This window comes from Clostridium formicaceticum (assembly GCF_001854185.1).
In the GTDB taxonomy this organism is placed as follows: domain Bacteria; phylum Bacillota; class Clostridia; order Peptostreptococcales; family Natronincolaceae; genus Andreesenella; species Andreesenella formicacetica.
This window is the reverse complement of the sequence record NZ_CP017603.1, coordinates 2,198,702-2,211,513: the sequence shown is the minus strand read 5'-3', so window position 1 is coordinate 2,211,513 and position 12,812 is coordinate 2,198,702. Positions and strand designations below refer to the sequence as shown.

11 protein-coding genes are annotated in these 12,812 nt (G+C 34.5%); all 11 read right to left on the bottom strand.

What is annotated here, in order from left to right; translation table 11 throughout:
• Positions 1–164 precede the first annotated feature (164 nt).
• The gene (locus BJL90_RS09980; RefSeq protein ID WP_236905061.1) at positions 165–2,297 is read right to left on the bottom strand and encodes an AAA family ATPase; all 2,133 of its coding nucleotides are present in this window, start codon (positions 2,295–2,297) and stop codon (positions 165–167) included.
• An 18-nt stretch (positions 2,298–2,315) separates the two neighbouring features.
• Positions 2,316–3,152, bottom strand: coding sequence for a formate/nitrite transporter family protein (locus BJL90_RS09975; RefSeq protein ID WP_070967320.1), 837 nt, complete (start codon positions 3,150–3,152; stop codon positions 2,316–2,318).
• Positions 3,153–3,222: 70 nt separating this feature from the next.
• Positions 3,223–3,912 carry a Crp/Fnr family transcriptional regulator gene (locus BJL90_RS09970; RefSeq protein ID WP_070967316.1) on the bottom strand — a complete coding sequence of 230 codons (690 nt, stop codon included), beginning with the start codon at positions 3,910–3,912 and terminating at the stop codon, positions 3,223–3,225.
• Positions 3,913–4,249: 337 nt separating this feature from the next.
• Positions 4,250–6,388, bottom strand: a complete 2,139-nt coding sequence (locus tag BJL90_RS09965) for a ribonucleoside triphosphate reductase (RefSeq protein WP_070967313.1) — start codon at positions 6,386–6,388, stop codon at positions 4,250–4,252.
• A gap of 228 nt (positions 6,389–6,616) precedes the next feature.
• Entirely contained in the window at positions 6,617–6,802 is a 186-nt protein-coding gene (locus BJL90_RS09960) for a hypothetical protein (RefSeq protein ID WP_070967310.1), read from the bottom strand.
• 131 nt (positions 6,803–6,933) lie between these two features.
• Positions 6,934–7,428, bottom strand: coding sequence for an FMN-binding protein (locus tag BJL90_RS09955; RefSeq protein ID WP_070967307.1), 495 nt, complete (start codon positions 7,426–7,428; stop codon positions 6,934–6,936).
• Between the two features lie 106 nt (positions 7,429–7,534).
• On the bottom strand, positions 7,535–9,088 hold the full coding sequence (locus tag BJL90_RS09950; RefSeq protein WP_070967304.1) for a putative polysaccharide biosynthesis protein: 1,554 nt from the start codon (positions 9,086–9,088) through the stop codon (positions 7,535–7,537).
• Positions 9,089–9,284: 196 nt separating this feature from the next.
• The gene (locus tag BJL90_RS09945) at positions 9,285–9,653 is read right to left on the bottom strand and encodes a hypothetical protein (protein ID WP_156778756.1); all 369 of its coding nucleotides are present in this window, start codon (positions 9,651–9,653) and stop codon (positions 9,285–9,287) included.
• 189 nt (positions 9,654–9,842) lie between these two features.
• A complete protein-coding gene (locus tag BJL90_RS09940) occupies positions 9,843–10,082 on the bottom strand; it encodes a YkoF family thiamine/hydroxymethylpyrimidine-binding protein (protein ID WP_070967299.1) in 240 nt (79 codons plus the stop codon).
• Between the two features lie 90 nt (positions 10,083–10,172).
• The gene (locus BJL90_RS09935) at positions 10,173–10,946 is read right to left on the bottom strand and encodes a LytR/AlgR family response regulator transcription factor (protein ID WP_070967296.1); all 774 of its coding nucleotides are present in this window, start codon (positions 10,944–10,946) and stop codon (positions 10,173–10,175) included.
• Entirely contained in the window at positions 10,943–12,673 is a 1,731-nt protein-coding gene (locus tag BJL90_RS09930) for a LytS/YhcK type 5TM receptor domain-containing protein (RefSeq protein WP_081561932.1), read from the bottom strand. Before BJL90_RS09930 ends, BJL90_RS09935 begins: the two co-directional genes overlap by 4 nt.
• Between the last annotated feature and the right edge of the window lie 139 nt (positions 12,674–12,812).

The window sequence follows — 12,812 nt, the reverse complement described above, 5'->3', positions numbered from 1 at the left end:
TTCTCAATTATATTATATTCCTATATACTTCCATTGTCAATTGTTAAACGCCCTTGAATGATAATATTTATCGCATATTTTAAATCACCTTCAGCATTCTTTTTATCCTTTACCTCAATGACCCAGCTTTGCTGGACCCACCAGAATAAAAAAGGTAGCCTAAGCTACCTCAAAAGACTATTGATGATCTTATTGATTTCATCCTCCTTCAATGTCTCTCTTTCCATCAGTGCTCCTGCAATGGCATGCACCAAATGGATATTTTCTTTTATAAGCCCTTTTGTTTCTACATATAATTTTTTCATTTCTTTATTGCATATCTTTGCTAACCTTTGGTCAACCCCTCCGGATTGTCCCAGCAGAATATCATAATTAATCATACCTACTTCTTCGTTCATACCAAATTGCTTTATCATAGCTACTAATATCTCCGTAGCTTTTTGAATATCATTACTTGCCCCTGTAGTTATATTTTCTTCTCCAAAGACAATTTCTTCTACCACACGACCAGCAAGAGCAACTTTAATGTTGTGAAGCATATCTTTTTTCCTATGATACATGCTGTCAGGGGGAACATTCATGCTAAATCCCCCTGCCCCCTTGGTGCTTGGTATAATGGTTACCTTTGTTACCTTATTTTCAGGACACAACAATTTTGTAGCAATCGTATGACCTGCTTCATGATAGGCTGTGATCCTTCGTTCTCCGTCTTTGATATTACTTCTATCTTTTTTCTCCTCGCCAGCAATCACTGCATAAAAAGCCTTATCAATATGCTTTTCTGAGATAAAGCTTGCATTTTCTCTAGCTGCATAAATCGCTGCCTCATTCACTAAATTCTCCAGCTTTGCTCCACTAAAGTAAACAGTTTGCTGTGCAATGCTTTCAAAATTAATCGTATTTGCTATAGGTCTGTTTTGCATATATAGCTTTAGAATATCCTGTCTTGCCTTTAAATCCGGTAATCCTACTTCTATTTGTCTGTCAAAACGCCCGGGCCTTAGAAGCGCCTCGTCTAAAATATCTAATCGGTTAGTAGCAGCCATAATAATAATCCCTTCACTTCCTTTAAAGCCCGACATTTCTGTTAGCAAAGCATTCAAAGTTCTATCAGATTCATCGCTTCCCCCTAGACCACCACGATCTCGTTTTCTTCCTATAGCATCTATCTCATCAATGAAGATAACACACTTTTCCTTTTCTCTAGCACTTTTAAAAAGATTTCTAATTCTTCCAGCCCCAAGACCTGCATAAACCTGCACAAAGTCAGAACCTGAAACAGCTAAAAAATCAACACCAGCTTCACTTGCTAAGGCCTTTGCCATCAAAGTCTTACCTGTGCCAGGAGGACCATATAAAATCACACCCTTAGGTATCCTAGCACCATAACGTTGATACTTTTCAGGCGTTTTCAAAAAATCTACTAGTTCCATGACATTTTCCTTCGCTTCTTCATTTCCTGCAATATTATCAAAGGTAATTGTTGACTCTTTTTGCGTTGAAAATTCTACAAAGAACATTCTATCATATTCTTTTGAAGCCTGTTTTGAACCCTGTTTAGTAAACGCAAAAACCACAACAACCAAAACAAATATTAATACCATAAAAGCAATAATCTCAGCAACAGAATGCTGCTTTCCCACCTCTACTATAATGATATCTGCTGTTAAAAGATTCTCTCGCAAAACACCTATTTTAGAGTTTTCTGCAGTAAATTCCTGCCCATCCCAAAATTTTTCCTTAATTTTAAGACGATTGCCCACTTCATCTATTGTCCCAAAATAATCTACTTCTTTAAAACCAAGGATACTTGCGTAAATATTGGTTGGAAAGCGTCTAACCGATATATTATACTCCCTTGATGCTTCATTATAAGCTCTTTTTGTTGTTAAAATCCTATTTTCAATACTTGCTAATTCCTCTTGAAGTTGAATAAAATTTTCGTTGATTTTTAAGTTAGGATAATCCTCGACAATAGCCCAAACCCTAGGCAGTACAATGCTGACAATTGTGTCCCCTTTCACCTGCTCCTCAGTCGTTTCTTCTTTCATTAATTTTTCAGAGATTTCTTCTAGGTCCACTGAGATTTCTTCTTCATGTGTTGTATACTCTTCTATGATTTCAACTAAATCAAAAATCAGACTTTTTCGTTTTTCCAGTTGATTGTCAATTTGGTTTAGGGTCATTTCCATAAGCTCTGTTTTTGCTACCAAGCTGTTATAGCTTCCTACTGTACTCAGTATCAGAAAAAGGGTAACAAATCCTATACCCACGAGCATTTTCAAAGAGATTTTCATCATATCATCTCCAACACATTATTTTTCCGCGCCTTGAGTTAATACAGTTCTAGAAAAAACCTCATTCTTTATTTCCTCTTTATTTTTTGCTTTTATACTAGCTATATGCCAATAAACCCATGCTATTAAAAACCCACCTCCTATAAAATTTCCTAAGGTTACAGGAATTAAATTACTTAAAAGGTTTACTAGAGAAATAGTTCCCTCTTGAGGTAGCATGAATGCAGTAGTAAGTAGCGTCATGTTTGCAACACTATGTTCCAAGCCCATAGTAATAAAAGCAAATAAACACCAAAATATCATGATTAATTTTGCTGTTTCCTCCTTCAATTTAAAGAAACACCAGACTGCTAGACAGACTAGCATATTGCAAAGTATTCCTCTTATAAAAAGTTCTACAAATGCAGCAGATGTTTTAGCTTGAGAACTAGTAATTATAAATTCTCCTATGCTCCCTGTAGAGAGGCCGGAATATACATATAATATAGAGAGAAGTATACTTCCTAAGAAGTTACCAATAAAGCTAAATAACCATATATTTAAACTATCTTTCCATGATACTTTTTTCTCCAGTGCGCCTATTGTCATAATTAAAGTATTTCCTGTAAACAAATCTGAACCTGCTAAAAGAACTAAACTTAATGCCACACCAAATGATACGCCCATGACAAGTTTTATTATCGATGGATTCGTTTCTTGCAACTGACCTCCAATAGTGAAAATTAAAAGTATCCCAAATCCTACATAGATTCCTCCTAACATGGAGGATAATAAATATTTTCCTTTGCTATCCTGAAACAACGCTTTCTTTTTTGCAGCTCCTGAAGCTATTTTGTTAATTTCTTGACCGTACATACGAATATGCCCCCTTATAATACTTTGTTTATAAACTAACACGAAAAAAGAAAAATGACCGTGATGATCATCACAGCCCTTTAAAGTATACAGATAATTGTTTTCTATCTGTTACCACGATTCTTTTATTTTTATATTTGATAAATCCCTCTCGCTTTAAAGTTTTAAGACATCTGGAAACAGTTTCCCTAGTGCTACCCAACATATCTGCTAAATAAGTAACACTTATATCTAAGTCTATTAGTACCCCTTCTTCTATTTCTATACCATAATCTTTACTTAATTTCCAAAGTTTTGCTGCCAATTTTTTATCAATCTTTATAGGAATCGTATTTTTAAGCTGTCTATAAAGCCTTCTAATTTTCTTATTCATAGAATTCATCACTCTTTGAACAAGTCTGAAATCCATAGACATCGTCTTAAGAAAAGCTTCTTTATGAATTCCTAAAACCCAACTATCTTCGAAGGCTTCACAGCTTGCAGATGCTGGAATATTATCTAATATCACTTCGTTTAATATTTGCCCCTTATCCAATATATATATAACTCTTTTTTGACCTATTTCAGAATGTCTAAATATCGTTAGCTTTCCCTTAAGCACTATATATATATTATTGACTATATCTTTTTCATAGAAGAGCATTTCACCTTTTTTAAGCTTCGTTTTAAAAGAGGATGATGATAAAATTTCAATACATTCTTGACTTAAATCTTCGAACAAACCTAAATTTTCAATAAAATTCTTGACTGAAGCTTCCATTAAACACCCCCTGTTCTATTTTAGGCCACATTTTCTGATCATTATAAAAGGATAAAATTATTATTTCTTCTGCAAGGCTTTATTACTTATTATATGTGGCCTTTATTGTATATTCAAGTTATACGCTTCTAAAGAGCTATCCGTAAGCATTCTATCAACGCCCCTTCTATAAATATATTACCGATTTCGTATGCTTGCAAACATATTATAAAGAGCTAGCTTAATAAAAAATTATCTAGCTAGCTCAAAAGATGCATTGTTATTAAATTTTACTAAAATCTATATATCTATATAAAGTATTCCTTCTATTTTATACATATATTCTCTTTCACGCTTTTTAGGAAATTACTGCCTCACAGTATTTAACCTCTTTTTCAGTATCCAACTTTAATGAAGCTTCACAGGAATATTCTTGACGCTCCTTATACTCTTCCTGCTTTCCTTTATTCCACGCTTGTACTGGCCTGTGGAATCCAACAACCCTCGTCCAAATCTCGGTTTCCCTTCCACATTCTGGGCATTCAACTTGCTCCCCTGTTAAATAGCCATGGTCAGCACATATAGAAAATGTAGGTGTAATGGTAATATAGGGAATACTGCTATTTTCCATTACTTTTTTAATTAGGGTTTTACAGGTTTCTACATCTTCAATCGCTTCCCCTATAAACCCATGAAATACAGTTCCACCAGTATATAAGGTCTGTAGTTTTTCTTGTAGCTCAAGCGCTTCAAAAATATCTTCTGTATAGCCTACAGGCAATTGTGTTGAGTTTGTATAATAAGGTTCTTCCTCTCCTTGCGTATAAATCTTTGGATAAATCTTTTTATCTAGCCTAGCAAATCTATAGGTAGCACCTTCTGCAGGAGAAGCTTCTAAGTTCCACAGACTTCCTGTTTCTTCTTGAAATATCTGAATAACACGGTTCATAAATTCCATGATTTCTACTGCAAATTCATTTCCTTCTTCTGTAGTAATATCTTGGCCTAAAAGATTCTTACAAGCTTCATTCATGCCGTTCAAGCCTATTGTTGAAAAATGATTCTTAAAATATTCACCAGTAGCATCCTTTACCCCTTGCAAATAGTGTCTAGAGTAAGGGTATAATCCAGCATCCATATATTTTTCTAATACAAGTCGCTTGGACTCGCATATTTCCTTTGCCAACTCCATCAGCTCTCTTACTCTCTTTTTAAAGGCTTCCATCGTCTCAGCTGTATAGCCTATTCTAGCCATGTTTAACGTAACAACATTGATGGAGCCTGTTAGCGGATTCGCACCAAAAAGTCCTCCCCCACGTTTTCTAAGCTCCCTATTGTCCAAACGTAATCTACAACACATAGATCGAACATCCTCTGGTGATAAATCAGAATTTAAAAAGTTGGCAAAATAAGGGGTGCCAAACTTTCTTGTCATTTCCATAATGCAGTTCACTACTTCAGTATCCCAAGGGAAGTCTTCTGTAATATTTATTGTAGGAATTGGAAAACTAAAAGCTCGGCCTGCTCCATCTCCCTCCATCATTACTTCACAGAAAGCCTTATTGAATAAGTTCATCTCTTCTTGAAATTCTCCATAAGTCTTATCCATATTTTTGCCCCCAACAATTACTGGCTGCTTTCTCAATAATGGATGAGGCGTTATATCTAAGGTTACATTGGTAAAGGGCGTTTGAAATCCAACTCTCGTTGGTACATTTAGATTAAACACAAACCTCTGTAGGGCTTTTTTAATCTGCTCATAATCTAATCCATCATAATAAATAAATGGAGCTAAGTAAGTATCAAGACTGGAAACTGCTTGGGCTCCAGCCGCCTCTCCTTGAAGCGTGTATAGTAAATTTACCAACTGACCTAAAGCAGATTCAAAGTGCTTAGGAGGTTTTGACTCGATTTTTCCTTTAGCTCCTTTAAAGCCTTTTCTTAAAAATGCCTCTAGATCCCATCCACAGCAATAAGGAGCTAACAATCCTAAATCATGTATATGTAAATCTCCTCGAATGTGGGCATCCCTTAATTCTTTATGATAGATCTTATTTAACCAATATTTTGTTGTAATACTTTCAACAATGTGATTATTTAAACCCTGTAGAGAAAAACCCATATTGGCATTTTCATTTACCCGCCAATCCTCTAGGTTTACATATTCTTCAATCATTTCCTCTGCATCCATAAATAGATTTTTTACTTCTCGTATTTCTTCATGTTTTTTTCTATATAATATATATGCTTTAGCAGTTTTAGCGTGTCCTTCCTCAATCAATACTTTTTCTACAATGTCCTGTATATCTTCTACAGAAGGAATACTAGCTCTATAGGTTTCGTTCAAAATTTCAACCACCATTTTTGTTAATTTAGCGGCCTTCATTTCGTCCTTTCCTCCTACAGATTTCGCAGCTGCAAAAATAGCATTTTTTATTTTATTATAATCAAAATCAACAATTTCACTATTTCTTTTTTGAACTTTTGTAACTCCCATGGTTACCTCCTATTGTATTAAATTTTTTCTTCTTATACTACATATTGTATATATTACATGATTATGCCTACTTTTTTCAATAGACCTCTAGACACAAATATAGGTTTTTCATCAAGATTTCTACATAATACCTCATTATTCTTCTTTATCTGTAGTCTCACAAATTTTAGTGTTTTTTATTGTACTTTACTTGCGCATCAAGAAAGGGTGTGTAGCACACCCTTTCTTTTACTCCCACTTAGGTGGGTAGAAGGTTTCTCCCTTTTGCTTCATCCGCTCTCCTTCTGTTTGAGATACGATATAAGCATCTATGCCTTGTTCATGATACTGTTTTACTTTTTCAATAGCTTCATCTCTTGTTATACTATTCTCTAAAACACCTTCTTCAGTATATATCATATATTTATGTCTCATTCATAAGCCTCCTCTATTATATACTTAATTGTAGTATTCCTCAAATCCTATATTGTAGCCCTAGTAGAAAAAAAACCATTTACCTATTATTTACTCAAGGTTAATGGGTTTTTTCTCTTATTCCATGACTTTTATTGGTTTTGCTGGTCCAGTGCTTGTTGTACTACGTCTTTGAAGTCTCTTGTTGTTGCCGTTGCACCAGATACCGCATCTACAGCATCAATATCTTGTGTTTCTATGAGTGATTGTTCCAACTGTGGATAAGCTTCTGGTGCACTTATACCAGCTGCAGCTTCCCATCTTTCGTTGTACTCTTCATCCTCTGACTTTCTATTGCCATCTTCATCAAGCTCATCATAATCTACTTCTGTAATTTTTCCATCCTCTACAACAATTTCTACGACGCTTGTCCAACCTTTTTCATTGACTTCTAGCTCTCCCGTATAGGTACCATCTTCGTACTCGATTTCTCTTGCCTCTGGTGTTTCTTGTGGTGTTTCCTCTGGGACAGGTGTTTCTTCCGGTATCTCAGTTGGAGCAGGTGGAGCTTCTTCCCGAGTACAAGCTACAGCTGTGAAAATAACCATAGCAATCACAATAAATAAAATAAAAATTTTATTCTTCATCAAAATCACCTCTTTTAAAAATTTTTTATTACAAGTATTTATAAGTAGTTTGTGCAAAAATTAACCCTCTATTCGCAAATTTTCACAAATAGAGGGTTAACTTTAATCATTTGTTCAAAGAGAAATCTTTTTTATTGGGCCCTACTGTATTTGTTAACAGCATCATAAGTCCATAAAAAATTATGCCCCAAAATATAGCTACCAAAGTTGCAATAGCTTCATTTTGAAATAATAAGTAGCTATAATCAAAAACAATGATGACTACAATTGCCATGAAGGTAGTACAAAGCAGTGGCTTAATGATCACTTCTTTGATGGATAACTTGAAGGATATAGTTTTTTTAATCTCATAATAGTTTAAAATCATCAAGGTCCCATAGCCACAAAGAGAACCAATCACCGCCCCTATAATATTTAAGTGACCTACTAAAAGAATATAACTAACAATAACCTTTATAATCACTCCGATGAACAAATTTCTTACAGGAATAAATACCTTATTCATGCCTTGTAAAATACTTGTTAGCGTTTGTGCTATAGAAATGAATAAAACATTTAAAGATAGTACCTTCAGTATATCTCCACCAGCTTCTGACCTTCCCCAAAGCAGATGAATAATAGGAGACGCCAGCAAAGCCAAACCAATAGTAGCTGGTAGAGCAATCATTAAAGTAACTTTAATACCAGTCTCGGTCTTTTCCTTTAATTCTACCCTATTTTTTTTACTATTGGCTTCAGAAATTGCTGGTACTAAACTAGCTGCCATTGCCATACTAAAAGTTAAAGGAACATTCATCAGGGTTACTGCCTTCCCCGTTAGTCTTCCGTAGAGAATAGTGGCTCCTTCTGATGTGTATCCCCCCTGTAACAGCCTTCCTGGTACAATAATGGAGTCCATTAAACCCATAACAGAACTTAATACTGCTCCTATGGTGATAGGAATAGCCAACCAAACCAGCCGTTTAACAATAACGATTGTTTTCTCTTTGCTGCTTTCCGTTGCATGAAGGTTATAGTTAATTAAGCTTTTTCTTTTTTTTAGATAATAAAACAATAACAATAGTGCACCAAAAAATGCCCCTGCTGTAGCTCCAAAGGAAGCCGCCCCTGCAGCATAGCCTATTCCTTTATCGATATACATATAGGCTAAACCAACGCCAATCACTACCCTGCCAATTTGTTCAATAATTTGTGATAAAGCTGTTGGTATCATTATTTGCATACCTTGGAAATATCCCCTAAAAGAAGACATAATAGATACAAAAAAAGGAGCGAGAGATAGCCCTATAATTGCGTAATAGGTTTCTTGGGGCCATTCTAATATTGTGATCATAAAAGGAGCACCAAAATATAAAAAACATGATGAAAAAATACCTATAAAAAAAATCATAAAAAAAGAAACATGAAACACTTTCCTAACACCTGCATAATCTTTAACGGCGATTTTCTCAGATATTAACTTAGATACAGCAGCTGGCAAACCTATGATAGATACAGACAACATCATGGTATAAATAGGATAGGGCAAACCAAATAACCCCATACCTTCATCGTGAATTAACCTTTGCAGCGGAATTTTAAAAAATATCCCTAAAAACTTTGCAGTTAATCCTGCTATACCCAGTATGAATGCCCCCTTAATAAATTTGCTATTGGACATAAATATACTCCCCTACAACGAAATATTTTATCCTTCAGTGTATTGCTTGATCTCCCGCTTCCTAAAGCAGGAGATCAAGCAATACATCTTCGAAGTAAATTCGGCTACAATTCAGTGGGAGTAAAAACTTCCACTGAATTAAGCCTCATTTTATTTTAAGTATATTCCAGTGGGGAGTAACATTATGTGAAGGAATTTAATCTTCTTTAATTTTTTGCCAATGATAGAACCAAAATATTCCACCTACCAGCATGGCGGAAAAACTATAAGCTAGATTTCTTATATTTTGTGCTTGTCTCCTTGTATTTTCTTGTTCCAGATAGGTTTCATAGCGTTGAGTGATTTCCTCTTGAGATAGCTGTGACTCTTCTCTTTTACCTTCAGGGCCATATACAAAATACCTTTGTTGAAAATCTTCTAGGGTTTGATAATAATAGGCATCCTTTACCACTAAGTCTACTGTTCTATGAATCGTAAAAATTGTACCAGTAATAAATATAACTAATGTAACAAGGCATACTAAATAAAGATAAAGACTTTTTAAGTTGAAATTTTTTGTCACCACAACCCCTCCCCCTAATAGGACAACTAGTACAATACCGGCCAAAACTATAAATAAAAACAGCACACTTACAATGGTCACCACCTGCTTTCTTTCTTCCTATGATGCTATTGTATCTTTTATTGTTTTTTATGTCAATCTGTTATAAAGCTCATAAAAAAGGAATGTGGAAAAATATCCACATTCCTTTTTTTAATGATCTGCTGCATTGGTGATGGTGACTACCATGCTCACTTCTCCAGAATGTTGTGCTTCATCAAATAACTTTTTTAGACTGCTCCACACTTGTTCTTCGTTACCATGAAGATGTGTAGCCATAGAGCCTACATTATATGCTACACCTTCTTGTCTTAATGCGTTGATAGAATTATTAATTACATCTCCTGCATTTTGTGTTTTAAGTGGATATAGAGAAACTTCTGCATGAATCATCCTTAACACTCCTTGTTATGATTTTTTCAACAATAATAGTATGGAAAGTTCTAACTTTCTTTATCCACTTTTTTAGCGAAAAATTTTTAATTAAGCCTCAAGACCAACCAATTCTTTAAATTCTTTTACTTTATTTCTGCTAATAGGTATGGTTTTATCTCTAGAACCCCGCATTTTTACTTGGAAGCTATTGTTAAACCATAAAACCACTTGATCAATTTCATCAAGATTAATCAAAAAACTCCTATGAGGCCTAAAGAACCCATGCTTACTTAAACGATCTTCCCATTCTGCCATGGAAAAAGTAGTAGTAAACTCCCCCCTTTTACTTACTACCTTTGTATTCCTTTCTTCCGTTTCAACAAATATAATATCATTTAAAGATAAAACATAGAGCTTATCATCTTTTTCCAAAGTTATCTTTTGACTTTTCGCCTCCATCGACAAATGTCGCTCGATCAAACACTGTACCTGCTTTAAAGCAATTTCTGTTGAATTTTTCAGATCATTTCTAAGCTTTTGTATTGTTTTAAAAAATCGTTCTTCATCCACTGGTTTTAATAAATAATCAATAGCCGCATATTCAAAGGCATCGATTGCATAGTGATTAAAGGCAGTCGCAAAAACAATTTTGGGTACTTTTACCGAATTTATCAGTTCAGCAGCAATATCAAAACCCGTCATATCCTGTAGCTGTATATCTAAAAAAACAATATCAGGCATTTTTTCCTTTATTAATTGAATGCCATCCTCGCCGTCACAGGCTTCACCAATAACCTGAAAATCAGAATATGGGTTTAATAAGCTTGTAATATTTCGTCTAGCAGGTAACTCATCATCTACAACAACCACTGTATAAATCATGCTACTACTCCCTCCATTTCAGAAGTATGTTGTTCTTCTATATAGGGGATTCTTATTAAGACACAGGTTCCTTCGTTGAATCTGCTGGTAATTTGCAGCTTGTGGTCTTCCCCATACAAATTGATTAAACGCTTATTTACATTGCTTAACCCTACTGATCTTGTATAGCTTTCCTCTTTTAACAGAATCATTAGCTTATCTGGTTTTATGCCAACACCATCATCAATGACCTCTAGCAAAATATCCTTCTTATCTTTTTTTGATTTTATGGTAATACAGCCCCCCTGTTTTTTAGGAAGAATACCATGCAAAATAGCATTTTCTACAATAGGCTGTAAAATTAAAGGTGGGAGTTTGCAAAATATATTGGTCTGTAAATCATACTTTACCTGTAATTTATCACCAAATCTAGCTTTTTCAATTTCTAGATAAGAAGCCACATGTTCTAATTCAACCTCTATATCCACCATATCTTGATGGTGACTTAAACTTTTTCTAAAAAGATTTGCCAAAGAAATGAGTAAATGTCTGGCCTTTATCGTATCAAACTGTATAAAGGAAACGATTGTATTAATTGCGTTAAATAAAAAATGAGGATTAATTTGAGCTTGTAGTGACTTAAGCTCCGCCTCGGTAATAAGCTTCTTTTGATGATCTAATTTGCTCAATTCTATTTGCGTAGAAAATAGCTGCGCCAATCCTAGTCCTAGCTCTATATCCATAGAAGTAATACTATTTTCCTCTGTTTTATAAAGCTTTAAAGTGCCTACAATCCGGTCTCGCTCTTTTAAAGGAACCACGATCCCAGACTTCAATTGACAATAATGTTGATTACATCGAATACTTTCCTTCGTGTTGATTACCTTGTACTTACCGGTTTCTATTACTTCCCTTGTAGTTTGGGTTTGAAAGCTGTGTCCAGCTATATGATGGTCCTCTCCAATACCTTTATGGGCCAATATTTCTTTACAGTTAGTGATGGTTACTGCTTCCACATCTACAGCATCGTAGATAATATCTACAACTTTTTGCGCTACATCATAGTTTAGTCCTTGCCTAAAATAAGGCAGGGTTAAATTAGCAATTTTTAAAGCTTTTTGAGCTTGTCCCGCAGCTATACAGTCATATTCAGAATAAATATTTTCGATGATTCCTATAAATATAGTTATGCCTAAGGCATTAACAAACATCATAGGCAATAAAGTGACTTTTGCTAATTCTAAACCTTCAAAAGAAGGACGTGATAAAGCTAATAGCAGAAGGGTTTGAGCAATTTCCGTAATAACAACAGTAATAAAGACAGTTTTCCAATGAGATAATTTATTTTTAATAAAATAATATACATAAGCCGCTGCAACCGCCCCTATTATAATAGAAATACTGCTGGCCACTGCTGTAAATCCATTCATATCAATCAAATAACGATGCATCGCGGCAATGGAGCCTGCAAATAAACCTACCACTGGCCCCCCTAATATTGCTCCCACTACAACCCCAATCGTTGTTAAATTAGCAAATGAACCATGAATAGGTATATTTGAATACGTTCCCATAATGCCAATACATCCAAATAACATAGATAAAATAACTTTGTCTATAAAGGTCATCTTTTTCTTAATGATTAGTTTTCTAAATCCTTCTATTTTGGACAGGATAAAAGCTAAAATAATAATAACACCTAGTTTATTGAATAGTGCCAACACCATTTCAGCTATTACGAAAATCATTTATTTCACCTACCTTTACATATGGATATACGTTTATGAATTTTAATATACTAGAAAAAATTGTACATTAAAATTCAAGTGTCAAAACGTATATCTATAGTTATTCTATATCCTATTATAGCATACTTTTTTTATTTGC

Coding starts and splice junctions, on each gene's coding strand:
- BJL90_RS09935 (WP_070967296.1), bottom strand. CDS start 10,946: ATGATTTATACAGTGGTTGTTGTAGATGATGAGTTACCTGCTAGACGA.
- BJL90_RS09940 (WP_070967299.1), bottom strand. CDS start 10,082: ATGATTCATGCAGAAGTTTCTCTATATCCACTTAAAACACAAAATGCA.
- BJL90_RS09930 (WP_081561932.1), bottom strand. CDS start 12,673: ATGATTTTCGTAATAGCTGAAATGGTGTTGGCACTATTCAATAAACTA.
- BJL90_RS09955 (WP_070967307.1), bottom strand. CDS start 7,428: ATGAAGAATAAAATTTTTATTTTATTTATTGTGATTGCTATGGTTATT.
- BJL90_RS09950 (WP_070967304.1), bottom strand. CDS start 9,088: ATGTCCAATAGCAAATTTATTAAGGGGGCATTCATACTGGGTATAGCA.
- BJL90_RS09965 (WP_070967313.1), bottom strand. CDS start 6,388: ATGGGAGTTACAAAAGTTCAAAAAAGAAATAGTGAAATTGTTGATTTT.
- BJL90_RS09975 (WP_070967320.1), bottom strand. CDS start 3,152: ATGTACGGTCAAGAAATTAACAAAATAGCTTCAGGAGCTGCAAAAAAG.
- BJL90_RS09970 (WP_070967316.1), bottom strand. CDS start 3,912: ATGGAAGCTTCAGTCAAGAATTTTATTGAAAATTTAGGTTTGTTCGAA.
- BJL90_RS09980 (WP_236905061.1), bottom strand. CDS start 2,297: ATGAAAATCTCTTTGAAAATGCTCGTGGGTATAGGATTTGTTACCCTT.
- BJL90_RS09960 (WP_070967310.1), bottom strand. CDS start 6,802: ATGAGACATAAATATATGATATATACTGAAGAAGGTGTTTTAGAGAAT.